This window comes from Bradyrhizobium sp. SPXBL-02 (assembly GCF_051853065.1).
GTDB lineage: Bacteria > Pseudomonadota > Alphaproteobacteria > Rhizobiales > Xanthobacteraceae > Bradyrhizobium.
Window position 1 is genome coordinate 3,297,621 of sequence record NZ_CP182474.1, and the last position, 24,472, is coordinate 3,322,092.

General features: G+C 65.8%; 24 protein-coding genes and 2 tRNA genes. 16 read left to right on the plus strand and 10 right to left on the minus strand.

The window, feature by feature from the left end; all coding sequences use genetic code 11:
* Positions 1-291: 291 nt before the first annotated feature.
* Positions 292-2,772, plus strand: a complete 2,481-nt coding sequence (locus ACNJYD_RS15120) for a caspase family protein (RefSeq protein WP_439366788.1) — start codon at positions 292-294, stop codon at positions 2,770-2,772.
* Positions 2,773-3,184: 412 nt separating this feature from the next.
* Positions 3,185-4,738 (plus strand): S10 family peptidase, encoded by a 1,554-nt coding sequence (locus ACNJYD_RS15125; RefSeq protein ID WP_373569535.1) that lies wholly within the window; start codon positions 3,185-3,187, stop codon positions 4,736-4,738.
* On the opposite strand, the gene ACNJYD_RS15130 is transcribed toward ACNJYD_RS15125, so the two are convergent.
* The gene (locus ACNJYD_RS15130; protein WP_439366789.1) at positions 4,728-6,113 is read right to left on the minus strand and encodes a serine hydrolase domain-containing protein; all 1,386 of its coding nucleotides are present in this window, start codon (positions 6,111-6,113) and stop codon (positions 4,728-4,730) included. The genes ACNJYD_RS15125 and ACNJYD_RS15130 overlap by 11 nt on opposite strands.
* 106 nt (positions 6,114-6,219) lie before the next feature.
* A complete protein-coding gene (locus ACNJYD_RS15135; protein WP_439366790.1) occupies positions 6,220-6,762 on the minus strand; it encodes a tetratricopeptide repeat protein in 543 nt (180 codons plus the stop codon).
* Positions 6,763-7,012: 250 nt separating this feature from the next.
* Here ACNJYD_RS15135 and ACNJYD_RS15140 point away from each other — a divergent pair, with 250 nt between their 5' ends.
* From ACNJYD_RS15140 to ACNJYD_RS15155, 4 genes are all read left to right on the plus strand, one after another.
* On the plus strand, positions 7,013-7,438 hold the full coding sequence (locus tag ACNJYD_RS15140; protein WP_439366791.1) for a His-rich protein BRANT: 426 nt from the start codon (positions 7,013-7,015) through the stop codon (positions 7,436-7,438).
* A gap of 232 nt (positions 7,439-7,670) precedes the next feature.
* Positions 7,671-8,066: a hypothetical protein gene (locus tag ACNJYD_RS15145; protein WP_172783802.1), complete on the plus strand. Its 396-nt coding sequence runs from the start codon at positions 7,671-7,673 to the stop codon at positions 8,064-8,066.
* A 286-nt stretch (positions 8,067-8,352) separates the two neighbouring features.
* Positions 8,353-9,060 carry an outer membrane protein gene (locus ACNJYD_RS15150; RefSeq protein ID WP_439366792.1) on the plus strand — a complete coding sequence of 236 codons (708 nt, stop codon included), beginning with the start codon at positions 8,353-8,355 and terminating at the stop codon, positions 9,058-9,060.
* A 266-nt stretch (positions 9,061-9,326) separates the two neighbouring features.
* Complete coding sequence (locus tag ACNJYD_RS15155; protein WP_172783126.1) at positions 9,327-9,569, plus strand: DUF6719 family protein; 243 nt, start codon at positions 9,327-9,329, stop codon at positions 9,567-9,569.
* A 27-nt stretch (positions 9,570-9,596) separates the two neighbouring features.
* Here the strand turns inward: ACNJYD_RS15155 and ACNJYD_RS15160 are convergent, their stop codons facing one another.
* The 3 genes from ACNJYD_RS15160 to ACNJYD_RS15170 form a co-directional block, all read right to left on the minus strand.
* Positions 9,597-9,851: a hypothetical protein gene (locus ACNJYD_RS15160; RefSeq protein ID WP_172783127.1), complete on the minus strand. Its 255-nt coding sequence runs from the start codon at positions 9,849-9,851 to the stop codon at positions 9,597-9,599.
* Between the two features lie 298 nt (positions 9,852-10,149).
* Positions 10,150-10,515, minus strand: coding sequence for a hypothetical protein (locus ACNJYD_RS15165; RefSeq protein WP_439366793.1), 366 nt, complete (start codon positions 10,513-10,515; stop codon positions 10,150-10,152).
* A gap of 268 nt (positions 10,516-10,783) precedes the next feature.
* Positions 10,784-10,987, minus strand: coding sequence for a hypothetical protein (locus tag ACNJYD_RS15170; protein WP_439366794.1), 204 nt, complete (start codon positions 10,985-10,987; stop codon positions 10,784-10,786).
* Positions 10,988-11,234: 247 nt separating this feature from the next.
* Between ACNJYD_RS15170 and ACNJYD_RS15175 the strand changes: the two genes are divergently transcribed.
* From ACNJYD_RS15175 to ACNJYD_RS15190, 4 genes are all read left to right on the plus strand, one after another.
* On the plus strand, positions 11,235-12,932 hold the full coding sequence (locus tag ACNJYD_RS15175; protein ID WP_439366795.1) for a methyl-accepting chemotaxis protein: 1,698 nt from the start codon (positions 11,235-11,237) through the stop codon (positions 12,930-12,932).
* A 259-nt stretch (positions 12,933-13,191) separates the two neighbouring features.
* Positions 13,192-13,905, plus strand: coding sequence for a class I SAM-dependent methyltransferase (locus ACNJYD_RS15180; protein WP_212260328.1), 714 nt, complete (start codon positions 13,192-13,194; stop codon positions 13,903-13,905).
* Positions 13,906-14,001: 96 nt separating this feature from the next.
* Positions 14,002-15,834 carry an outer membrane protein assembly factor BamB family protein gene (locus tag ACNJYD_RS15185; protein WP_439366796.1) on the plus strand — a complete coding sequence of 611 codons (1,833 nt, stop codon included), beginning with the start codon at positions 14,002-14,004 and terminating at the stop codon, positions 15,832-15,834.
* Positions 15,835-16,035: 201 nt separating this feature from the next.
* Complete coding sequence (locus ACNJYD_RS15190; RefSeq protein WP_212260331.1) at positions 16,036-16,452, plus strand: GFA family protein; 417 nt, start codon at positions 16,036-16,038, stop codon at positions 16,450-16,452.
* Positions 16,453-16,826: 374 nt separating this feature from the next.
* Here the strand turns inward: ACNJYD_RS15190 and ACNJYD_RS15195 are convergent.
* Both ACNJYD_RS15195 and ACNJYD_RS15200 read right to left on the minus strand, forming a co-directional pair.
* Positions 16,827-16,901 (minus strand) — tRNA-Thr (locus ACNJYD_RS15195).
* 169 nt (positions 16,902-17,070) lie between these two features.
* Positions 17,071-17,541 carry a hypothetical protein gene (locus tag ACNJYD_RS15200; RefSeq protein ID WP_172783135.1) on the minus strand — a complete coding sequence of 157 codons (471 nt, stop codon included), beginning with the start codon at positions 17,539-17,541 and terminating at the stop codon, positions 17,071-17,073.
* A 283-nt stretch (positions 17,542-17,824) separates the two neighbouring features.
* Between ACNJYD_RS15200 and ACNJYD_RS15205 the strand changes: the two genes are divergently transcribed.
* Positions 17,825-18,307: a hypothetical protein gene (locus ACNJYD_RS15205; RefSeq protein ID WP_212260333.1), complete on the plus strand. Its 483-nt coding sequence runs from the start codon at positions 17,825-17,827 to the stop codon at positions 18,305-18,307.
* 41 nt (positions 18,308-18,348) lie between these two features.
* A complete protein-coding gene (locus ACNJYD_RS15210; protein WP_212260335.1) occupies positions 18,349-18,849 on the plus strand; it encodes a hypothetical protein in 501 nt (166 codons plus the stop codon).
* Between the two features lie 60 nt (positions 18,850-18,909).
* Here the strand turns inward: ACNJYD_RS15210 and rlmB are convergent, their stop codons facing one another.
* A complete protein-coding gene (gene rlmB, locus ACNJYD_RS15215) occupies positions 18,910-19,743 on the minus strand; it encodes a 23S rRNA (guanosine(2251)-2'-O)-methyltransferase RlmB (protein WP_439366797.1) in 834 nt (277 codons plus the stop codon).
* A 207-nt stretch (positions 19,744-19,950) separates the two neighbouring features.
* On the opposite strand from rlmB, the gene ACNJYD_RS15220 reads away from it, so the two are divergent.
* Together ACNJYD_RS15220 and ACNJYD_RS15225 are read left to right on the plus strand one after the other, a co-directional pair.
* Positions 19,951-20,036: transfer RNA gene (locus ACNJYD_RS15220), tRNA-Tyr, on the plus strand.
* Positions 20,037-20,131: 95 nt separating this feature from the next.
* Positions 20,132-20,374, plus strand: coding sequence for a GIY-YIG nuclease family protein (locus ACNJYD_RS15225; RefSeq protein ID WP_439366798.1), 243 nt, complete (start codon positions 20,132-20,134; stop codon positions 20,372-20,374).
* 24 nt (positions 20,375-20,398) lie between these two features.
* Here the strand turns inward: ACNJYD_RS15225 and ACNJYD_RS15230 are convergent, their stop codons facing one another.
* Together ACNJYD_RS15230 and ACNJYD_RS15235 are read right to left on the minus strand one after the other, a co-directional pair.
* The gene (locus ACNJYD_RS15230; RefSeq protein WP_439366799.1) at positions 20,399-21,430 is read right to left on the minus strand and encodes an LLM class flavin-dependent oxidoreductase; all 1,032 of its coding nucleotides are present in this window, start codon (positions 21,428-21,430) and stop codon (positions 20,399-20,401) included.
* A 136-nt stretch (positions 21,431-21,566) separates the two neighbouring features.
* Positions 21,567-22,490, minus strand: a complete 924-nt coding sequence (locus ACNJYD_RS15235; RefSeq protein ID WP_212260339.1) for a LysR family transcriptional regulator — start codon at positions 22,488-22,490, stop codon at positions 21,567-21,569.
* Positions 22,491-22,603: 113 nt separating this feature from the next.
* On the opposite strand from ACNJYD_RS15235, the gene ACNJYD_RS15240 reads away from it, so the two are divergent.
* Both ACNJYD_RS15240 and ACNJYD_RS15245 read left to right on the plus strand, forming a co-directional pair.
* Entirely contained in the window at positions 22,604-23,962 is a 1,359-nt protein-coding gene (locus ACNJYD_RS15240; RefSeq protein WP_439366800.1) for an MFS transporter, read from the plus strand.
* Entirely contained in the window at positions 23,959-24,462 is a 504-nt protein-coding gene (locus ACNJYD_RS15245; RefSeq protein WP_260379759.1) for a GAF domain-containing protein, read from the plus strand. Before ACNJYD_RS15240 ends, ACNJYD_RS15245 begins: the two co-directional genes overlap by 4 nt.
* Positions 24,463-24,472: the final 10 nt, after the last annotated feature.

Sequence of the window (24,472 nt, forward strand, 5' to 3'; positions counted from 1 at the left end):
TAGCGGCGCGCATTCGACGTGATCGGCGGCGATTTCCAATCGGCTGTACCGGAGCCGCCACATGTGGCGGGATGTCGCAGGTCTGGCCACGCAGGCTGTGATGGGCATCACGCAGGGACCAAGATGCTCCGAATACCTTTTGTGAGCAGCCGCCCCAGCGCATTGATCGCGGCGGTCTGCGGCGATAAAACATGAATAGATTTAGCGATTTTCGGGCCAGCGCGTGAATGCCGAGTCCCTTGCAGGGGATCAGGATCGGCGCATTAGCGCACGCTCGGCGTGGATTTTATGATGCTCCGGCGTCTGATCGCAGCGATGGCGATGATCGGCGGGACCCTCCTGGCCGTGGTCCTGGCGAGCGAGTGCGCGTTCGCCGAGCGGCGCGTGGCGCTGGTGGTTGGCAACTCCCTCTATCAATCCGTGCCGCAACTGCCCAATCCATCGCGCGATGCCGTCTCGGTCGCGCAGATGTTTCGCGATGCCGGCTTCGACACCGTCGAGACGCTGAACAATGTCGGCAACCTCGAGTTCAAGCGCGGGATCCGCAAGTTCGAGACGACGGCGGACCAGGCCGACATCGCGGTCGTCTATTATGCCGGACATGGGCTCGAGATCGGCGGCACCAATTATCTCATCCCGGTTGATGCGAGGCTGGCTTCCGACCGCGACGCCGACGACGAGGCCATCCCGCTGGAGCGGCTTGTCTCCTCGGCGGATGGCGCAAGGCGGCTTCGTCTGATCATTCTCGATGCTTGCCGCGACAATCCGTTCGTCGGCACGATGAAGCGAGAGCGGCGCAACCTTCCGACCCGCGCGGTCAGCGGCGGTCTCGGCAAGGTCGAGCCCACAACGACCGACACGTTGATCGCCTACGCGGCGAAGGCCGGCTCGACGGCGGATGATGGCGATGGCGATCACAGTCCGTTCACCACGTCGATCCTCAAGAATCTTCCCGTCCCTGGTCTCGACATTCGCCTTGCCTTCGGCCGCGTCAGGGATGAAGTCTTGAAGGCGACGGCCAATCGCCAGGAGCCGTATGTTTACGGCGCGCTCGGCGGCGGCACGATCTCGCTGGTACCGGCGCCGGCCGTGCCGCGCGAGGCGCCGGTCAGTGACGTCAAGGCGGATTACGACCTGGTGCAGAAGATCGGCACGCGGCGGGCATGGGAGGTCTTCCTCGCGACCCATCCGACCGGCTTCTATGCCGAGCTGGCGCGGGCGCAGATCGAGGCATTGGCGAGCCAGCCGCAAGCGCCGCCGTCCAATATCCAGGTTGCCGCCTATCCACAGTCGGCGCCGCCAAGCCGCGATGCGCCGCCCACCCGCGAACAGATCGAGTGGGACAAGATCAAGGACAGCGTCGACATCCCGGTGCTGCAGCGTTTCATCAGGCGTTTTCCCGACGCGCCGCTCGCGATCACCGCGCAGCAGCGCGTCGATCTGTTGAAACAGGCGATCCAGGAACGCGAGGACAAGGCGCGCGCCGAACGCGAGGCGGCGCGCCAGGCAGCCGAGGAGGCCAAGCGCAAGGCGGACGCGGAGAAGGCCGAGCTCGCCGCACAGAAGAAGCGCGAGGACGACGAGCGCCGCGCCCGCGAGGCCGAGGCGGCCGAGAAGGCGAGGGCGGCTGCGGCCGCTGCTGCCGCAGAGAAGAAGCGCCAGGACGATGAACGCCGCGCCGCTGCGGCCGAAGCCGAGCGCCTTGCCAAAGCGGCCGAAGCCGAGCGCAAGGCGCAGGAAGCCAGGCAGAAAGCCGAGCAGGCCGAGCGCGACCGGCTTGCGGCGGAGGCTGCTGCAGCAAAGGCCGCCGCGGAGAAGCAGGCACGCGATGCGGAGGATGCGCGCAAGAAGGCCGAGATCGCCGCCGCCAAGGAGGCCAGCGCAGCCGAGAAGAAGCGTCTCGAGGACGAACGCCGCGCCGCAGCTGCCGAAGCCGAGCGCCTCGCCAAGGCGGCCGAGGCCGAGCGCAAGGCGCAGGAGGCCAGGCAGAAGGCGGAGCAGGCCGAGCGCGATCGTGCGGCAGCCGCAGCTGCTGCCGCGAAGGCGGCGGCCGAGAAGCAGGCGAGGGAGGCCGAGGAGGCGCGCAAGGCGGCCGAACTCGCCGCGTCCAGGGAAGCCGCTTGTAAAGAACAGCAGGGCAAGCTCGACGCGATCATCGCCAAGGGCAGCGAGGGCACGGGCGTCGACGACCTCAAGGCATTCTCCAGGACGGTCACCTGCGACCGGCTCGGGCCGCTCGTCGTCGCCGCGATCGATCGTTTCAATGCAGAGGCCGCCAAGCGGGCGGCGACCCTGCCGAACTCGCCGCAGCTCGTCACCTCGGCGCAGACCGAGCTGGTCCGGCTGGGTTGCCTGACCGGCAAGCCCGACGGCAAGCTGAGCGAGCCGACCAAGGCCGCGCTCGTCCGCTATTTCAGCATCGGTGGGCAGCCCACCGAGGCCGACAAGGTCAGCGTGACTCAGGATCTCGTCGGGGAGCTCGCCAAGCGCGCCACGCGCGTCTGCCCGATCCAGTGCAAGGGCGACGAAACGCTGAAGGGCGACCTCTGCGTTGCCAATGAGAAACCGGCGCCGGCGGCGACCGCCTCGCGCAAGAACGAGGACGAGGACAAGCCGCGCCGCAAGCAGACGAGCCGCGAAGCCGACCGCGAGCCGGTCAGGCGTGCGAGGCCCGAGAATGATGCGCCGCGTGCCCGGCAGCAGGCTGTCGCACGTCCGAGCATCGTGAGTGGCGGCGGCGGTCATAGCACCATGATCGGCGTCGGGTTCTGAAACGATCGGCGGCCGGCGGCGTTAGCTGGCTGGTGTTGGGGTGAGGGACGGAGCGGGACATGAATCGGTTTCATTCGCTGACGCTTGCTGCGGCCGCCTCGGCGGCGGTCACGATGTCAGCGGCAGCGCCTGCTGCTGCTGATCAAGGCGAAGGACGCATCGCCAGGCCCATCACATCGGGGCATCGGGCCTTGCATGCCGGTCGGCCGGCGATCGTGCGCGTCCGCCCACCGACCCGTGTTGCTTCGATACCCATGGATTCCTCCTGCCGCGGATGTCGCGATTTCGTGTTGATACTCGGCATCGGCTTTTAGGGCTCCGATCCCCCAAAGCGTCGCAATTGCCGGCTATGGTCTCGCGTGCGATCGAGGCTGCGGTCGAGCGCCGCCGAACAGGGAGAGCTGTCATGGTGATGCGTCGATCGGCGCTGCGTCGCGTAGGTCTGGCACTCGCTTTGTTCGTGCTCGCAGGCTTTGCGCATGCGGATGAACCGCAACCGCGCTCCGAAGCGGCCGCGCCGGCCGGACAGAAGGGTGGGCGCGGCGGCGGCGCGCAAAATGCGGCGCAGACGTCGTCGTCCGCGGCCGAGCCGCACCGTCTGCCGCCGGATTCGACCACGAAGCAGACGCTCGATCTGCCCGGCCGGACGCTGAACTTCACGGCCACCGCCGGCTCGATCCGCGTGTTCGACGGCAAGGGCGAACCGCTGGCCGACATCGCCGTCACCTCCTATGAGCTCGACGGTGCCGATCGCGCCACGCGCCCGGTGACGTTCCTGTTCAACGGCGGACCTGGGGCCTCCTCGGCCTGGCTTCAGTTCGGCGCGGCCGGGCCGTGGCGCTTGCCGCTCGACGGCGAGGCGCTGTCGCCGTCGGCGTCGCCCGAGGTGAAGCCGAACGCGGAGACCTGGCTCGACTTCACCGATCTCGTCTTCGTCGACCCGGTCAGCACCGGCTACAGCCGCTTCGTGGCGAGCGGCGAGGACGCGCGCAAGTCGTTCTACTCCGTCGATGGCGACGTCAATTCGATCGCGCTCGTGATCCGCCGCTGGCTCGAAAGGCACGAGCGGCTGACCTCGCCGAAATACGTCGCCGGCGAAAGCTATGGCGGCATTCGCGGGCCGAAGGTCGTGCGTCAGTTGCAGCTCCAGCACGGCGTCGGCGTCAGGGGCTTGATCCTGGTCTCGCCGCTCTTGGACTTCCGCGAGTTCACCGGAACGAGCCTCCTGCAATATGTCGCGACACTGCCGAGCTATGTGGCGGTGGCGCGCGAAGCCAAAGGCCCGGTCAAGCGCGCCGACCTCGCCGACGTCGAGGCTTACGCGCGCGGCGAGTTTCTTGCCGATCTCGTCAAGGGCGAGGCGGACAAGGAGGCCACCAATCGTCTGGCCGACAAGGTCGCCGAGCTCACCGGCATCGACCAGGCGGTGAGCCGCCGCCTCGCCGGCCGCTTCGACGTCGGCGAATTCCGCCGCGAATTCGACCGCAAGAACGGCAAGGTGACCGGACGCTACGACGCTTCGGTGCGCGGCTTCGATCCCTATCCGGATTCCAGCAGCTCGCGCTTCGGCGATCCCTCCGGCGATGCGCTCCAGGCGCCGCTGACGAGCGCCGCGGTCGACGTGCTCTCGCGCAAGCTCAACTGGCGGCCCGACGGCTCCTATGAAGTCCTGAACGGCGCCGTCGAAGGTCACTGGGATTTCGGCCGTGGCATCAACCCGCCGCAATCGGTGTCCGAGCTGCGCCAGATCCTGGCCACCGATGCCAAGCTGAACGTGCTGGTCGCGCATGGCCTGTTCGACCTTGCCACGCCCTATTTCGGAACGAAGCGGGTGCTCGACCAGCTGCCGGCCTTCGCGACGCAGCGGGTGAAGTTCGTGGTCTATCCCGGCGGCCACATGTTCTATTCGCGCGACGGCTCACGGCAGGCGCTTCGCAGCGAGGTCGAGGCGCTCATCAGGGAGTAGGCCGGCGCTTGCGGGGCGGATACCGGCGCGCGATCTCGCGTGCGACGACTTTTTCCGGCTTCACGTTCGCGCCGGCGATCCAGATGTCGCTGATCTTGCCGCGCTTGTCGCGGATCCGGCGCACCGGCTCGCCATGGCTGGAATACCCGGCAGCCCAGGCGAGCTTGCCCGTGTCGCGGCCGGTCACCTCGATCTCGGCGGCATCCATGAACGGGTTGTTGAACTGCGGGTTGGCGACGAGCACGCGGTTGCCCGCCGGGACGAGATCGGTCGCGCCCCATATCGTCCACCAGCGCCCGGTCCAGTCGCGCACGCGACGATCAGCCGCGCCGCGGGTCTGGAAGATGCGCAAGATCTGCATCGCGCCGTCCATCCAGAATGGCGCCGCGCCGTCGATCGAGTTGCTGAGGATGCTGATCGAAAGCTCGCAAGCGGGAATGGAGCAGGTGCGCGAGATATAGCCCTGAAAACCGCCGCCATGGCCGAACCAGTCCCAACCATCGGTCTTGCCGGCATTGACGCCCAAGCCATAATAGGCCTCGAAGCTCTGCGGGATGCGCCAATGGTTTCGCGTCATCTCGCGGCGGCTCGCAGCCGACAGCACGCTCTTCTTCGCGTTGGGTGCCAGCTGCGCGAAGAAGCGGGCGGTGTCGGCGGCGGTGGCGACGAAGCCTGCGGCAGATGCCATCGCATGTGCGGGATTGTCGCCCGGGATCACGCAGCGCTCTCCAAACGGCACCTTTCGCGTGTGGCCGCGCGCGAACGAGGCGCCCTTGGGAAGCGGTGCGTCCGGCTCCGTCTCGCGCAGGCCGGCCGGCGCAATGATCTCGCGCTTGATCCAGGCGGAGTAGGGCTCCTTTGCAACAGCCTCAATCACGAGGCCGAGCAGGCCAAAGCCGTGATTGGAATATTTGAAGCGCGTGCCGGGCTCGATCGCGGTCGGCAGCTTCAATTCCGCAAGCAACTCCTTCGCGCCGAGATAGGGGCGGCTGTCGATGAACTGGCCGGAATCGGCGCCGTCGCGTGTCAGCCCGGCGCTGTGCGACAGCACTTGCGCGATCGTGGTCTCGGCGACGCGTGGATTGAGGCCGCCGACATATTGGCCCACATTGTCGTCGAGCCGGAGCTTGCGCTGCTCGCGCAGCTTCATGATCCCGGCCGAGGTGAAGCTCTTGGAGTGCGAGGCGATGCGGAAGCGATGGCGCGGGGTGAGCTTCTCGCCGGTATCGAGATTGGCGAGGCCGAACGCATGCTCGGCGACGACCTCGCCGCGATGGGCGAAGGCGACGATGACGCCCGGCTGCTGGATCGTCGTCAGTTGGTAGTCGATCCAGGTGCCGATGTAGTCGATCGCGGATCGCAGCCACGTGTCCATTGCGCTACCGGTTTGCGAGGGAGGTTGGTGCGCGAGGCTAGCCGAAAACGCAGAACGGGCACAACCGTGAGGTTGTGCCCGTTCGCTTCGTTCAAAGATGCAATGATCAGTAGACGAGCGTCGCGCCGGTCGGCTTGTCGAGCGCTTCGGCCAGCGAGCGATATTCCGAGCTGCCGGTGCCGGCGAGCGAGGCGATCTTGCCAAGGTGATATTGCGCCTGCTCGCGGTTGCCCTGCTCGAGCTGCCAGAGGCCGTAATACTGCCAGGTGCGGACGTGGTTCGGATCGTCCTTCAGCGCCAGCTCGTAATAGACCTTCGACGATTGGTAGTCGCCGAGCTTGCGGTAGGAGTAACCGATCAGGTTGGCGACATCGGCGACGTCGTCACGCCGCAGCGACTTCAGCTGGTCGATCGCGCCCGTGTAATCGTGCTTGTCGTAGATCGCCGCGTAGGCGGTGCGATAGGCCGCGAGGAACTTGGGGTCGCTAACGGAAGAGCTCTTCTTCTTGCCCTTCTTGGTCGAGGAGTCCGAGCTCGGCGGCGACGAAGGGGAGTCGCCGGCCGCAGCATACGCATTGGACAGCACCGGCGCGGCCGCGAGCGTCACGGCGACGAGTCCAGGCACAACGAGCGTTGAGAGTTTGCGCATTCAAGTTCTCCGGTTTGGAACGTGGCGATCCTACACGATTGCCCGAAGACCGGAACACCTCTCGGGCAAAAACATTCCCGCTTCGCACGATCTATTCGCCCGGCCGCGGATGACAAACTTGTCATCGAGATGAACGGAAGCCTGCTGAGGGCTTCAGACTGGGTTCAGTGCCCCCCGCCTAGGCTCCCACCCATGATCGATGGGTAGGCGAGAGGGCGCCGCCTGAAGATCCTTCCAAGAGGAGACCACCATGTTGAAGACCATTTCTGCAGCCTTGCTCGCAACGTCCGTGATCGCAGCCCCGGCCTTCGCTGCCGAGGCCGGCAAAACCACCACGACCGCCCCGGTGATCAAGGCCGACCAGAGCCAGACCAAGGCGGCGACCACCGCCACGAAACCGGAAGCCGGCGTCAAGGCCGACGCCAAAACGACCGACACCAAGACGACCGACGCCAAGACGGACGTGAAGACGACGGGCGTGAAGGCTCCCGACGTCAAGGCGGACGCCAAGGTGGATGGCAAGTCGAAGGCGCTGAACGCGAACGCCGCTGTCACCGCCGACGAGCACAAGACCGTGCGCAAGCATCGCCATCACCACAAGCAGGTCACGGCCAAGGACGCGCAGAAGGCGCAGCCGGATATCACCAAGCCCGCGACGTCAGACAAGCGCAACTGACGACTGATCCCGCGCGGCGGCATCCCTGGCATTGCCCCGCCGCCGCGCGCGGACGTCAGGCCTGGCCCGTTGCCACGCCTCGTGCGCAAGCCCGAGGCGTCGGCGGCTGGCCGGTGCGCTGTTTTAAGCCTCTGCAAGCGAATTCCCTTCATGCAGGCCAGGGGCTAGAACGTCTCCTGATCTGTTCGAGCGGAGAGCGCGGCCTGTGGGGCGATTGGCGAGATGTGCGGTGATCCTGGCGTTGCCGCTGGCGCTTGCGGCATGTTTCGGCAGCGACGGTGACCGTCCGACTTTCATGGGCGGGACCCAGGCCGGCGGGCCGCAGCCGTTTCCCGACAATTTCCGAAGCGACACGGTGGCGTTGATGCGGGCCTACCTCAACAATCCGGTCGGCGTGCGCAATGCCGGCATGGCCGAGCCGGTACAGCGCGAGGTCGGCGGCCGGCAGTTCTATGTGAGCTGCCTGCACTTCACCCCGCGCGAGACCGATGGCAGCTACAAGGGCGTGCGCGAGCGGGCCGTGATCTTCGTCAACGGCCGTGCGGATCGCGTGGTGGACCAGACCGGCGATCTCTGCGCCGGTGCGGTTTACGCACCCTTTCCGGAACTGGAAAAGATGACGCGGTAGCGCAAAGCCCGCCTTCATCGCCCGGTGTTAGACAGAAGCAGCCGGAGCCGCTGGATCACATTTCGGCGAGCTTTGAACGGGGTGGTTTCGACTTGCGACAAATCGTAACGGCGAGCCTTGCGCGGGCGACAAAAACAGCCGGTGCAGCGCGACGTGACGGAACAAAATCGCGTTGTTGCCGACCCGTCACAGTCACGAACGATCAACGTTCCGGCATTGCCGCGAAGCAACCCAATTCACGCCACGTTGTTTCCCGAGTGTCGTTAATGAAAGAACGGGGATGATCATGAAATCGATCTTGCTGGGGGCAGCAGCTCTGCTTGCGCTGGCCGCGCCGGCCGCAGCCGCAGACGTGCAGCCGCGCACCTACACCAAGGCGCCGGCCTATACGCCGCCCCAGGTGATCTACAACTGGACCGGTTTCTACATCGGCGGCCATGTCGGCGGCGCGTTTGCCGGCGACAACAGCTTCCGCTCGAGCGACGCCCGCTTCGTGGGCGGCGTGCAGGGCGGCTTCGACTACCAGTTCGCGCCCAACTGGGTGGTGGGTATCGAGGCCCAGTATTCCTGGCTGCCGACCAACAACAACGGCGTCACCTTCCCGCTGGGCACCCAGGTGACCTCCAACACCGAACAGATCGGGTCGGTGACCGGTCGCGTCGGCTACACCTGGGGACCGACGCTGCTTTACGCCAAGGGCGGTTATGCCTGGCGGAATAACGGCCTTAGCGTGAACATCGCCGGGGTGCCGCAGGCCTTCACCACCACCGGCAACAACAAGGACGGCTATACCGTCGGCGCCGGCCTCGAATACATGTTCGCGCCGAACTGGTCGGCCAAGGCCGAGTACCAGTATTACAATTTCGGCAGCACCACCTTCACCTCCGGCCCGGTCGACATTGTCGGCGTTCGTGGTCGGGAGGATGAGCATACCGTCAAGGCCGGTGTGAATTACCGCTTTGGCTGGGGCGGCCCGGCCGCCTCGCGGTACTGACGGACAGCGCTGATCCAAGACCTGAACATCCAAGACCTGACAAAGGCCGGCTGCGCCGGCCTTTCGTTTGCCGATCTGCACCCCGGCAGCGCCTTCATTTGCATTCCGTGAACCATTTGGCGCGTCATTTGCTTGCAAACGATGCTGGCGCGCATTCTCACGCGCGTCATGGGGCCGGTGTAAAGCAAAAATAATTTTTGCGATTTACGGAACTCGCGCTCCGGAACGCGTTATATGACAATTACCGGGCTGGTGGGACGACGGACATGCGTATCTTGGTGTCGGCAGTGGCGCTCTCGTGCTTCTCCTGCCTGCCGTGCTCTGCACAGACAATCCTCAAATCCGAGCCTCTGATGTTGGCACCGTATGAGGTGGCCTTCGTCAAGGACGCCTCCTGTCCGTCCGGCAAGGTGCTGAAGGTCACCGGCGCCATCCGCGGGCTGCACCGCCGCAAGGCGTGCGTGCCGATGCCGGGCGAGCAGGCCTCGCTTGCGGCCGCCACCCCCTGAGCTTTCGCTCCGGCTCCGTGCCGGAGCTCAGGAATTCAGCTCGAGCTCCATCCTCGACTGCCGATCGGCCTCCGCCTTGTTCTTGGCGGGGTCCTCGCCCTGGGCCGCCTGGCAGGGCTCGATCTTGTAGTCGTTGTCGAGCACCCGGCGCGGTCCCGGCCGCTCCTCGTCCGCCGTCACGTCCACGACGAGACCACTTCGCTCGGCGAGCTTCCAGACGTCGGCCTCGCTCGGATAGGCCTTGCTGATCTGGGCGTCGTTGCAGAACAGGGCGTAGGGCATCCATCCCGACTCCAGGAAAGCCCGTTAACGAGCTCACGGGGTGAGGGGTTCCGGCCATCGGGCCGATCACGGGGGCGTGATCGTGGCGGGCGGCCGTGAGTCCTTAACGAGTCCTGAATCCCGGAAAAAAGAATCCCTGGGACTCGTCGGCCGGAATCAGCGGATGTTTTCCGCCATGACGAGCGACCTGAAGACATCCTGCGGGCACATGCTCTTGCCGCTCACGCTGGCGCTGTTCGGCGCCTGCGCGGCCAATCTCTGGCTGGTCTGGTCCTGGCTGTAGATCCCTGGGCGGGCCTTATTTTTCGGCCGGTGGGCCGGAGGCGTCGCGGATGGCGGCACGCAACTTGGTCAGGGTCGCCGCACAATATTCCTCACGTTCGCGCTCGAAACGTTCCTGGTGCTTGCGGAAATTGGCGATGCGGGCCTGCATCTCGCTGCGGAAATCGCCGCTGGTCCGCGGCAGCAGAGGCGCGGGCCGCGGCGGAAGGGAGGCTTGCGGCGGCTCGACCTCGACCGCCTCCACGGTGACGATCTCCACTGCAACGGCGGGGCCAGATGCAGGCGTCTCCGGCTGAAGGACGTCATCCTTCCTGCTGGTCACCGATTGGACGAACGACAGTGTCTGCGCGATCAGTGCGTCGCGCTCCCTGATCCATTTCATGATCCACCTCAGCCGCGCGCATTCCAGCAAAGCGGCTGCTTCGAATCAAGGCAGTTTGCAGGGGATTGCATAATTTTCCCGGTGGTCCGACACTGGGCAGATGGATGCATCGAAAGAACGCCCGAACGCGGCGGAGGGCCTGAGGCTCATCCGCGCGTTCCTGACGCTCCCGCCCGACAAGCGGGCGGAGGTGATCGCGTTTGTCGAGGAATTGGCACGTGTTCACGGCCGGCCCGAGGAGGGCGCGAAGGCTTCGCCGAGGTGAGCGCTACCGCTCGCGCGGATTGACGTTGGGCTCGAACGGCGCGCCGACCACCCGAACCGGGATCTGAGCAGGCATGCGCGTGGTGAGGTCGATCACGGCTCGATCGGCGACCGGCTTATCGGGTGCCTGTCCCCGCATTGGCTCGAACAGCGCCAACGTCCCGGCCACGGCGCTACAGCACAGCGTCACCGTCGCCAGCAGAATCATGTTTCGGTTTTCTTCCTGGATCCGCATGCGCCGACAACGGTTGACGCCGGAGCCGGTTCCGGGCCTGCGCTCTCCGACGCGAAAACAGGCTGAAGCTTACGCCAAGCTTACGACGGGGTGCCAAAGCGTTATTTTTCCGTAAGACTACTCCTGTCGCTTGGTATCAATTCTTAACGTCCGCTGGTTCCAATCCCACCGCTGGGAATTGCTCGCGGTGCTGCGAGTCGGACATCATTGGGCGGCTGAAATGAGCTTTTTGAATAATCTGAAGATCGTGTGGAAGGTGGCGCTGATCGTGGCGGTGATGGGCTGCGCGATGATCGCAGTTGCGGGCTTCGGCCTGCGCGAGCTATCCGCGACGGTCGACGGCTTCGGCGAACTCGCCGCCGCGCAGTCCTCCGCTCTCAGCCTCGCGCGCGCCCAGCGCCGCGCGGAGACTTATCACGCCGCGCTCTATGCCGTCTTCACCGAGGCGACCGAGGCTGGCAATGCCGCCCGCCTGAAGATCGCGAACCAGAACCGCGACGAGATCCGTCAATACCTGGATGCGGCGGAGCAGGATGATCCGGCGCGCGCCAGCCAGATCAAGAACATCGGTGACCAGCTGAAGGCGGCGTTCGCAGGCTGCGACCCGGTGCTGAAGGCCGGATCGCAGGCCAGCACCACGGAAGAGAACGCCAAGGCCGCCGAGCGGGCGCACAAGGAGTGCGATCCGTTGCTCGATGGGGCCCTGGCACGCATCGCGCAGTTCACGACCGAGACCGGCCAGGCCGTTGCCAAGCGCAAGGATGCCATCAACCGCGACGCTCATGCCGCGACCTGGACCGTGATCGGCGTCAGCGCCGGCGGCCTGATCCTGGGCATCGCGATCGCGCTGTTCATCGGCCTCAAGGCGATGTCGCATCCGATCGCCCGGCTCAAGCTCGCCATGGAGGGCCTCGCCCGCAACGATCTCACGACCGAGGTGCCCGAGAAGGATCGCGGCGACGAGATCGGCGACATGGCGAGGACGGTCGAGGTGTTCAAGACCAACGGGCTCGAGGTCGAACGTCTCAAGGCCGCGCAGACCGAAGCAGAGAAGCAGGCGGCCGAGCAGCGCCGCCGCGACATGATCAATCTTGCCGACGGTTTCGAGCGCGCGGTCGGTGAGATCATCGACACGGTCGGTTCGGCCTCCACCGAGCTCGAGGCGTCTTCCTCGACGCTGGCGACCACCGCGCAACGCGCCCAGGAGCTGACCTCGGTCGTCGTCGCTGCCTCCGGTGAAGCCACCGGCAACGTCCAGTCGGTGGCGACCGCGACGGAAGAGCTGTCCTCCTCTGTGAACGAGATCAGCCGCCAGGTGCAGGAATCGGCGCGGATGGCGGGCGAAGCCGTCGCCCAGGCCCGCACCACGACCGAGCGCGTCAGCGAGCTCTCGGTCGCGGCCACGCGCATCGGCGATGTCGTCGAGTTGATCAACACCATTGCCGGCCAGACCAACCTGCTGGCGCTGAACGCCACGATCGAAGCGGCGCGTGCCGGCGAGGCCGGCCGCGGCTTCGCGGTCGTCGCCTCCGAGGTGAAGACGCTGGCCGAGCAGACCGCCAAGGCGACCGGCGAGATCAGCCAGCAGATTTCCGGCATCCAGTCCGCGACCCAGGAATCGGTGAACGCCATCCGCGACATTTCCGCCACGATCGAGCGGCTCTCGGAGGTGTCCTCGACCATCGCGGCGGCCGTCGAGGAGCAGGGCGCGGCGACCCAGGAAATCTCGCGCAACGTTCAGCAGGCCGCGCACGGCACCCAGCAGGTCTCCTCGAACATCACCGACGTGCAGCGCGGCGCCGCCGAGACCGGCTCGGCTTCCTCGCAGGTGCTCTCGACCGCCAAGATGCTGGCGAGCGACAGCACCCGGTTGAAGGACGAGGTCGGAAAGTTCCTGCGCATGGTGCGCTCGGCGTAAGCCGTCGTACCGCGGCTTTCGTCCGCCGGCGCTGACCGCGCTTAATGCGGCAGCACAAGGCCGAGCGCGAACACGAACAGCATGGTCGTCATGACGACGGCCGTCACCGCGCCGGCGACGATCTTGGCCTTCTCTTTGGGAGTGGTGGAGTGCATGGGATCTGGACGGGACGAATAACGCTTCGTAGGTTTGCTGCCAGGCAATTTCGAACAGTTCGCCTGGGTTGTATACTGTGCCTGCACCGGAAAAGGCTCGCCCCATGATCCCCGATCGTCCTCCCGTGCTCGCCCACGAGCGCTTCGTCGCCGACCGTGACAATTTCTCAGGGCTGGATCTCGCCGCGCGGTTCGAGCGGATCGAGCGTACGAACCTTTGGGGCGCTGCCGGCTCGGTATCGGGCCTCGGCTCGGAGGACCTTGCCACCGCGGCCATCCAGGACGCGCTTCCGCCATTGCTGCAGCGGCTCGGCGTGCGCTCGCTGCTCGATGCACCTTGCGGCGATGCGGGTTGGATCGGCCGCGTCAAGCTCGACCTCGACTATATCGGCATCGACATCGTGCCCTCGCTGATCGCCACCAACAACCGGCGTGTGACGGACGGCGAATTCGCCGGCCGATTCCTGGTTGCGGACATCACGCGTGATGCGCTGCCGCGCGCTGATTTGATCCTGTGCCGCGACTGCCTGGTGCATCTGAGCTTTCAGAACATCGCCCGCGCCACCGCCCGCTTTCGCGAGAGCGGCGCGCAATATCTGCTCGTCACGACCTTTCCGGAATGGGACGACAACCACGATTGTGAGGACGGCGACTGGCGGGCGCTGAACCTGGAGAAGGCGCCGTTCGGCTGGCCGGCGCCGCACGCGCTGATCGATGAGCGTTGCGAGGAGGGCGGCGGCGGCTGGCGCGACAAGAGCCTCGGGCTGTGGCGGCTGCAGGAATTGCCGGATTCTGTCCGCATGGCCGCGGATATCTGACAGCGGCGGGCACAACGTCCATTGCATCCACGATCGCGCCGGGGATAGACTTCTGGTTGCGTGAAGCGATCTCCCCTCGCATCGCCGGAGCCCACCATGAGCATACGTGCCGTCTTGGCCGCGTTGTTGATCTGGTGCAGCGCGCCGGCGCTGGCGCAGCAGGAGGGCGCCTCGCTCTATGCCGCGCATTGCGCGCAATGCCACGACGGCGATGCCCAGACCCGCATGCCGGGTCGCGCCGCCCTGCAGGCGATGTCGTTCGACCACGTGCTGGGGACGTTGACGACAGGCAGCATGGCGGCGATGGCAAAGGACCGCAGCGATGCCGAACGCCGCGCGATCGCCTCGTTCGTGACCGGCAAGATGCCGACGGGCAGCGCCGCCGCCGACGCGGAGGGCCGCTGCGTGCAGCAGGCGGGCGGCTTTCCGCAAGCCCTCGACGGTCCGCGCTGGAACGGTTGGGGCGTTGACGCCAGCAACAGCCGCTTCCAGCCGGCCGACATGGCCGGGTTGACCGCGGTGCAGGTGCCGCATTTGCGGCTGAAATGGGCCTATGCCTTTCCCGGCGCCTCGGTGTCGTTTGCGCCGCCCACCATCGTGGGCGGGATGCTGTTCATCGGCGGCACCGATCGCAAGGTTCACGCGCTCGATGCGCGAAGCGGCTGCACGCTGTGGACCTTGGCGCTTGATGCGGCGGTGCGCGCCGCGATCAGCTTTGCGCCGCTTCCGGGCTCCGATCAGTTCGCGATCTTCTTCGGCGATTTGCGCGCCAATGCCTATGCGGTGAACGCGCTGACGGGCGCGCTGATCTGGAAGGCCAAGGTGGAGGAGCATGCCGCCGCACGCATCACCGGCGCGCCGACGCTGCATTCCGGCGTGCTCTACGTGCCGGTGTCCTCGCTCGAGGAAGCCGCCGGCTCGCAAGCCTCCTACGAATGCTGCACCTTCCGCGGCAGCGTGGTGGCGTTGCAGGCCGCGACCGGCAAGATGATCTGGCAGGCGTACACGATCCCCGAGATGCCTCATCCGACCAGCAAGAATGCCAAGGGCACGCAGCTGTTCGGACCATCCGGCGCCGCCATCTGGTCGGCGCCGACGATCGATGCGCAGCGGGGCGCGGTCTATGTGGCGACCAGCAATTCCTATTCGAATCCGCCGGCCGCGACCGCCGATGCGATTCTTGCGTTCGATCTTGCAACGGGGAAGCTGCTCTGGACGCAGCAGGCGACGCCAAAGGACGCCTTCGTCGTCGCCTGCTTCAGCATGGACAAGACCAATTGTCCCGACGAGCCCGGGCCCGATCACGATTTCGGCCAGTCGCCGATCCTCGTCACCTTGCGCGACGGCAGGCGCATTCTCGCCATCGCGCAGAAATCCGGCGTCGTGCACGCGCTCGATCCCGACGATGGCGGCAAGATCCTGTGGCAGACCCGGATCGGGAAGGGCGGTGCGCTCGGCGGCAGCGAATGGGGTTCGGCTGCGGACGGCGAGCGCATCTATGTCGCCAACTCCGACGTGCGTTTCAAACGCGACGGCTCGCGGCAGCTCGATTCCACGCAAGGCGGTGGCCTGTTCGGGCTCGACCTTGCCAGCGGCAGAGTCGTGATGGAGGTGCCGCCGGTCGCCTGCGGCGATCGCCCGCAATGCAGCCCCGCGCTCTCGGCGGCGGTGAGCCTGATCCCGGGTGTCGTGTTCTCAGGCAGCGTCAGCGGCTTCCTGCGCGCCTACGCCACCGACGGCAAGCTGCTCTGGGAGTTCGACACCGCGCGGGATTTCAAGGCGGTGAACGGGGTCCCTGCCCGCGGCGGCGCGATCGACGGCCCCGGTCCCGTCATCGCCGGCGGCATGCTCTACACCAATTCCGGCTACGGCCAGTGGAGCGGCGTCGCCGGCAACGTGCTGCTGGCATTCGAGGCCGGGACGGAGTGACAATCTCGCCGCGGTGTCCCGGACGCGCTGCAGCGCGTTTGCAGACGGATTGAGGTTACCGCCGCGAACGCGTCATTGCGAGCGCAGCGAAGCATTCGGCGGAGGCAGTCTGGATTGCTTCGCTGCGCTCGCAATGACGGAGGTTGAGCGCGAACGTAACCTTTTCAATTCGCAGCCAGCCAATGAGGGAGATCAGATTCGATGATCGATGCCAGATGCAGCTGCGGCGCGCTTTCGCTGTCGCTTCCGGGACCCTCGCGCCTCGTCGTTGCCTGTCACTGCCTCGACTGTCAGCGACGAACCGGCGCGCCGTTCGGCGTCGGTGCCTTCTATGCCGCAGAGACCGTCACGATCTCTGGAGTATCCAAGTCGTATGTCCGAACCGCGATGAGCGGCGGCGAGGTCTGCAGATATTTCTGTCCCGACTGCGGCTCGACGGTCTACTGGCAAGCCGACAATCTGCCTGACATGATCGGCGTTGCCGTTGGCGCGATCGCAGATCCGGATTTTCCGGCGCCGACGAGATCGGTGTTCGAGCAGTCGAAACATGCCTGGGTCGAGATCGGCGGCTCGGTCGAGCATTTCGAACAGAGCAGCGCGCGCAAGAGTTCAGGCTGAGGCACAGGGTTCGAGCGCTGGTTCGGCGCGGCCGGTGTCCGGTCAAGGCCGCTGCCGATGACTTGCGTTGGACGGCGCTCCTGATGTCTGTATCGCCTCACCAGGAGCACGGTCCAGCGGCGGGTGAGGCCTGGCGAGTCCTACCGTTCCGGGAGGTGCGTCGCTGCTGGCCGTACGGGTATTGACGTGCTCTAGCGTGACTGTCGATGCAACCACAATGGCGATGGCCAAGCCGACAGCGGCTAAGACTAAGGCTGTCCGATCATTCGGGTCCATCGCTAGACCTCCGCGAGAAGGCTCTATGGTGAACGAGGAAACGCCGAACTGACGATTTGGTTCTTGCGTCAGGCCATGACGGGTGTCGGCTCAACCAATGGTGCCGGCTGAGGGGATTGAACCCCCGACCTTCGGTTTACAAAACCGCTGCTCTACCGCTGAGCTAAGCCGGCGACGCCTGGGAGGCAGGGGCGGAGCTCGGCTTGCGCCGGGGCCGTCCACCCGTGCGCGCCGCAATACCAGACTTGATCGGAAAGTGCCAGAACCGGGAGGTCACCGTCGCAAGACGTGAATCGGGCGGCCTCGCGGCCGCCCGATGTGTGGCGTTCGGATCAAGCTGCCTTACTGGCAAATGTGCCGGCGGCCGTCTGCGCCCTTGAACCAGGTGCCGGGCGTACAGACGAAGCCGTTGCGCTGGGCATAGGTGCGGGTGTCCCAGCTACGATTGTTCCAGCCGCGGTCCCACGAATTGTCATAGGCGTAGGAATTGTCCCAAGCGCGGAATGGGGCGGTGGCAATCGCACCAGCAGTGCCGATGGCGGCGCCGGCGACGCCGGCCGCGACGTCGGTCGGCCAGAACCCGGTGGGGCTCCTGTTCCAGTCGTTATTCCAATCGCGGTTGGTCTGGCGATAGGACATGCGACGGTGGCGGTAGCCGCTATCGGTTGATGCCTTTGCGGGGCCGAGGGTCTGGCAGTTGGCGTTGGGGAATTGCGCCGAACAGCGTGGATTATTGACGGCGGTCTGCGCCATGGCAGAGCCTGCCAGCATGGTCGCTGCGATCGCCGTGGCCCCGAGAAGCTTGATGGTCATGGTTGTTCGCTCCCATTTTGTTGACAGGAGCTAAACGCCGACGGCGCAGGACGTTCCGATGCAACCCTGGGATTTTTCGACTGCGAACCGTCAAACCGATGTGAGCAGCGTGCGCTGTTCCAGCCGCGCGGTTCCGCGCCGTTAACGCTTCGCTAGCTCGCCGTACAGCATTTGAGCGGCGTGCAATCCTTGCACGTTAGGCTTACCGGAATTTGGTGAGCAGGCCTTAACCCTCTCTGCGTCGCGATCGGTTAGGTTGCGCCCGGATAACCGGGGTCTCCTCATGCGTGCCGTGGCGCTCGCCGCCTTTCTGATCGGACTGCCTGCGACGGCGTTTGCCGGCGGCTTCGAGATCGTCGTGCCCGGCCGTCCCGGCGTGCCTGTCATCATCAACAACATCGACGCGTCCTATGCCGTCGTCGAGGGCACCTGGGGTCTCGGCAAGGGCCAGCAGGTGCAGCCCACGATCTATGGCGGACGCTATATCGCCGAGCGGCAGCCCGACGACGTCGGTCATTACTATCCGACGCTCGGCCTGCGGCCGGGCTACGGCCGGCTCGAGGTCGAGCCGCCGGCGAACCGCAAATTGCCCAAGCCCGCCGAGAGCTATCACCAGAGCTGGGGCGCCTCGTCCGCGCCGCTGCCGGCGCAGATGGACCCGCCCGTCGATCCGCCGCCGGTGATCTACGCGCCCGAGATCAACGACCGTCCTCGGCCTCCGCGGCCGCGGCCGCGCACAGAGATACCCGGCAGGCCGCCGGGTTGAGAAACGTGACAACCAAAAACGGAAATCAACAGGAGAGTATAATGCGTCAGATGATTTCGGGACTGGTCGCGGCAGCTGCCGTGATGTTCGCCGCCACCGCGCCGGCCGCGGCCTGCGGCTTCACCACGTGCGCGCCGGTGGCGCCGGTCTATACCGGCTGCAACACCGGGTGCGGCGGATATGGCTACGGCTACGGCTACGCCGCCTATGAGCGTCTCGCCGAGCCGACCACGCAGTATTACTACGTCAACCAGGGCCCGACCTATACCGGTCCGGGCGCCTTCGCGCCGTATCCGACCTACCGCGAGGACGCGGTCGTCGCGCCCGCCAATTACGGCTACGGCTATGGCTATCGTGCCGCTGCGGTCGCGCCGCCGGCCGCTTATCCCTATCGCCGCCCGTACTTCCGTCCGTATCGCTACGGCTACGGCCCCCGCTACGGCTACCTGCCGCGCGTACACTACGGTCCCCGCTACGGCTACGCCCGCCGCGCCGCGCCGTACTATTATGGCGGTCACCGCGTGCTGCGCCGCTATTACTGATCTCTGATCGGTTGAGACTAGCGAGGCGCCCGTCCGCGTGATGCGGACGGGCGTTTCGTTTTAGGAGCGCTTCATCAGCCCGAGCCGGCTCGCGCCGACATAGAGCGCGAGCACTGCAGCATTCGAGACGTTGAGGCTCTTGATCTCGCCGGGCATGTCGAGCCGCGCCACGACGCTGCAGGTTTCGCGGGTCAATTGCCTGAGGCCTTTGCCTTCGGCGCCCAGCACGAGCGCAAGCGGCTCGCGCAGCGCGACGTCGCTGATATCCTCACTGCCTTCACTGTCGAGGCCGACAGTCTGGAACCCGCGCTCGTTCAGCGCCGTCAGCGCACGGGCGAGATTTTGCACGGTGACAACAGGCACCAGCTCGAGCGCGCCGGAGGCTGCCTTCGCCAGCACGCCGGTCGCTTCCGGACTGTGGCGCGCGGTCGTGACGATCGCCTTCACCGCGAACGCGGCGGCCGAGCGCAGGATGGCACCGACATTGTGGGGATCGGTGATCTGGTCGAGCACCAGCACCATGCCGTCCTCCGTCAACGTCTCGATCTCGGGCGAGGGCAGGGGATCGGCCTCAGCGAGGAGGCCCTGGTGCACGGCGTCGGGCGACAGCAGCCGGTCGATCTCCTGGGGCCGCACGATCTCGGGCGCCACTCGCGTCTCGATGTGCTCTTCCGCAAGGCGCCTTGCGGCGTTCTCGGTCAGCGTCAGCTTGCGGATCCGCCGCCGCGGGTTGGCGAGCGCCATGGTGACGGTGTGCCAGCCGTAGAGAATGACCGGGCCGTCGCCGTGCGAATCACGGTCGCGCCAAGCCGGTCGGCCGGCCGATTTTCCGGGTCTGTTGAAGGGCTTAGCCCCGCCGCGAGCCCCCTTGGGGCCGAATTTTCGATCCTTCATGGGCTCGCTTCTGTCACGGGTTCCGGAATATGGCAATTTCGGTGCTTGTGAGGGCGATTTTAGCTGCTTGCCTCGGTTGACTTTGCCCCACCGCTTCGCCCATAAACGCGCCCGGTCGCGCCCCGATCCGGGTTGTCGCGGCCTTCACGTTCCATGGCCGTCTTCGGTCCGCCGGCAAGGTCCGGCCCGATTGTGCTGCCGTCGAGCGGGGGAGTGTCCCGAGTGGCAAAGGGAGCTGACTGTAAATCAGCCGCCTCATGGCTTCGCAGGTTCGAGTCCTGCCTCCCCCACCATCCTGCTTCGCGCTAACGCGCTTCGCAGGATTTGCAGCCTTCCACTGCGCGAAGCAGGATGCCCTCCGAAGCCTTGGCGAAGGAGGGCGGCGTCCATGCACTATGTCTATCTTCTGGAGAGCGAAGCTTTCGGAGGCCAGCGTTACATTGGCCTGACTACGGACCTCAAAAAGCGGCTAGCGGATCATAACGCAGGCAAATCATCGCATACCTCCAAATTCATGCGTTGGAAGTTGGTGGCCTATGTGGCCTTCTCGGATTTGCACAAGGCGAGAGCCTTCGAGCGTTATTTGAAGTCGGGTTCGGGCCACGCGTTCGCGAAGAAGAGACTCTGGTGAGCGAAAGCGAAGACGAACATTCCACTACCCCATCATCTCCCGCACCATCGGCACCACCTTCCGCCCGTAGAGCTCGATGCTCCGCATCAGCTTCTCGTGCGGCAATGGCCCGGCCGAATACTTCAACTGAAACCGCGAAATGCCGAGCGCCTTGGCGGTCTTCGCGATCTTGCGCGCCACCGTTTCCGGCGCGCCGACATAGAGCGAGCCATGCTCGGCCTCATGGACGAACTCGTCGCGTCCCATCGGCGGCCAGCCGCGCTCCTTGCCGATGCGGTCGCGCATCGCCTTGTAGTCGGGCCAGAGTTCTTCGCGCGCCTGCGCATCCGTTTCGGCGACATAGCCCGGCGAATGCACGCCGATCGGCTGTGCGGGCCGGCCAAACTCCTTGAAAGCGCGGTGATAGAGCTCGACATAGGACGCAAAGCGGGCGGGATCGCCGCCGATGATCGCGAGCATCAGGGGCAGATCGTAATGCGCGGCGCGCACCACCGATTGCGGACTGCCGCCGACGCCGATCCAGGTTTTCAGCGTGCCGTTCTCGACCGGCGGATAGACCAGCTGATCCCGCAGCGGCGGACGCAGCTTGCCTTGCCAGGTGACCGGCTGCTGCGACAACAGCGCGGCGAACAGATCGAGCTTCTCCTCGAACAGCTCTTCATATTTGCGCAGGTCGAAGCCGAACAGCGGGAAGGATTCGGTGAACGAGCCGCGGCCGAGGATCACCTCGGCGCGTCCGTTCGAGACGGCATCCAGCGTCGCAAAGCGCTGGAACACGCGGATGGGATCGTCCGAGGACAGCACCGTCACCGCCGAGCCGAGGTGGATGCGTTTGGTGCGCGATGCGATCGCCGCGAGCACGGTTTCAGGCGAGGAGATCGCGAAATCGGCGCGATGATGCTCGCCGAGGCCGATGAAGTCGAGGCCGAGCTCGTCGGCCAGCACCGCTTCATCGACGACGTTGCGGATCACCTGCGCGTGCGAGATCAGGGCGCCTGAGGTGTTCTTGGTGACGTCGCCAAAGGTATCCAGTCCGAATTCGAGCGGTGTGGTCATCGATGAGGTCTCTGCGGGGCGCGACAGGCCCCTTATGGGAGGGAAATAGTTGCGGTGCAGCTAGGGCGGGGAGGCGGCTTCGACAATGCTGATCCGGGAAAGGCAACGTTTCCGATTCTACATCGAACCTGTGGGCTCAATCGGATCTGGCGAACATATCGACCAGGGTCTCGCGCAGCCAGCGCTGCGCCGGCACGGTGTCGTTGCGCTGGTGCCAGAACAGGCTGACGATGCGCGGCGGCGCCTTGAGGGGAAGCGGCATCGCATGCAGGAGCGGCGCGTGCCTCGATTGCGAGCGCAGATCGCTCGGCAGCACCGCGATCAGGTCAGATTGCCGCACGACCTCGTAGGCGGCGCTGTAATGATTGACGGTGGCGACCAGATTGCGCGACAGCCCGCGCGAGGCCAGGAAGAGATCGTAGGACGGCATGGTCTTGCCGGCGAGGCTCACGTCGACATGTCCAGCGTTGAGGAAGGTGCGCGTGCTCAGCCGTTTCTGGGCGGCGAGCGGATGGCCGCGCCGCATGAAGCAGGCATAGTCGACCGTCCACAGCGAGCGCGAGCGGATGGCGGCCGGCTGCTGCGCCTCGTTGACATAGACGCTGAGCACGCAGTCCACCCTGTTGTCCTCGAGCTGGTCGGCGATCTCGACGACGGTATTGGGCACGGTGTGGACGCGCGACTTCGGCGCAACCTTGCCGAGATGGCCGAGCAGGTTCGGCATCACCAGCGAGGAGACGTAGTCCGACATCGACAGGCTGAATTCGGTCTGCGCGCGGGCGGGATCGAACACCTGCTCGTCGAGTGCACCGCGCACGCTTTCCAGCGCCTCGCCAATCGGCTCCCACAGCACCACGGCACGCTGGGTCGGGCGGATGCCGGTGCCGGCCCGCACGAACAGGGGATCGCCGAGCGCATCGCGCAGCCGCGCGAGCGCGTTGCTGACCGCGGGCTGGGTCATCCGCAACGCATTCGCGGCGCGCGTGACGCTGCCCTCGGTCATCAGCGCCTCGAACACTTTCAGGAGGTTGAGGTCGAGCGCGCGGAACGACACGGACATTCACCATCGTGATATATCAGATCATGATTATAAATTATGACGATAATGTCACTTTGTCTATGGTTCCCTCCCGAGCGGCGCGCCGGGGCCCGTGACATCAGAGGGGGACTTTCATGTCGATGATATCGGCGCGCATCGAGCGCCTTCCTTTCGCACGCTTCCACACCCACCTGCTGCTTATGGGCGGGCTCGGCTACATGTTCGACGCGATGGACGCGGCGGTGCTGGCCTTCATCCTGCCGGTGTTGCGCACGGCGTGGAATCTGACGAGCGTGCAGATCGGCGTGCTCGGCAGCAGCACCTATATCGGCTTTCTGTTTGGGGCGTTGCTGGCGGGCACGCTGGGCGACCTGATCGGCCGCCGCGCGGTGATGATGTCGGCGCTGGCGCTGTATTGCGCCGCATCGATCGTGAGCGCGATGGTCGACACATGGCCATCCTTCTTCGCCGCGCGCGTCGTGGCCGGCATGGGCACCGGCGCGGAGAGCGCGATCATCGCGCCTTATCTCGCGGAGTTCGTGGCGCGGCGTTATCGCGGCAGCTTCACCGGGGCGCTCGCGGGCTTCTTCTCCTTCGGCTTCGTTGCCGCGGCCTTGCTCGGTTACTTCATCGTTCCCACCTCCGACAACGGCTGGCGCATCGTGCTGGTGATCACCGCGGTGCCCGTCGTCATGCTGTTGTGGTGGCGCCGGGCGCTGCCGGAATCGCCGCGCTGGCTGGAGAGCAGGGGACGGGAGAAGGAAGCCGAAGCCGTGCTCGACCGGATCGAGGCGAGCTTTGCGCGTGAAGGCCGTGTCCTGCCACCGCCGGTCGTCGAAGTCGCGGCACCCCCCGGGACCGCTGGCACGCTGCTGGCCAATTTCGCGGCGCTTGTTGCGCCCCGCCAGGCGCGCATCACCATCATGACCTGGATCATGTGGCTGGCGATCACCTTCAGCTATTACTCCTTCTTCGTCTGGATCCCGGGCCTGCTGGTCCAGAACGGCATGAGCATCACCAAGAGCTTCGCCTATTCGATCGCGATCTATTGTGCGCAGATCCCCGGCTATTTCAGCGCCGCGTATTTCAACGAGCGCATCGGCCGGCAGGCGACGATCGCGACCTACATGGTGCTCGGCGGTATCAGCGCGCTCGGGCTCGCTTTCGCGCAAAGCGATCAACAAATCATGGCGGCAGGAATCTTCCTGTCCTTCTTCATGAACGGCACCTATGCGGGCGTCTATGCCTATACCGCCGAGGTGTTCCCGACGCCGGTCAGGACTACGGGCGCCGGGCTCGCTTCCGCAATCGGTCGCATCGGCGCGATCGTCTCGCCGATCCTGGTCGGCTATCTCTATCCGAACTTCGGCTTTGCCGGCGTGTTCGGCGTCACAACCACCGTGCTGCTGCTCGGGGCTGTCACCGTCGTGCTGATGGGCGTGCCGACGCGCGGCCGTTCGCTGGAGGAGATCGCGGCGGGCGAGGTGGCATGACGCGGACGAAATTTAAGGCCGATCCGCTGCTCTGCGCCGTCGCGGCGGCGCAGGGCAGGGTGGACCAGCCGGATGCTCTATTCGCTGCGCTCGACCAAGGCTTGAACTTGGCGATCGGGCACAAGCTGTTCACGGTCCTGACCTATGACGAGGCGGCCAGCGAACTGGCGCGGCTCTACTCCAATCTGCCTGGTGCGTACCCGGCTGGCGGACGCAAGTGCCTTGCACCGGGCCCGTGGACCGAGGCCGTGCTGGACCGCGGCGAGGCCTATATCGGCTATACGCGGGATGATCTGCGCACCGTGTTCTCCGATCACGAGCTGATCGCCTCGCTCGGCTGCGAGAGCGTGCTGAACATCCCCGTGCGCTGGCGTGGGCGCACGCTCGGCTCGCTCAATCTGCTTCACGAGGCGGGCTGGTACGGCGAAGATGATGTCGCCGCGTGCCTTCCCTTTGCACAGCTCGCGCTGCCCGCGCTGCTGACAGCGACTTCGTCCTGACCTGACAGGA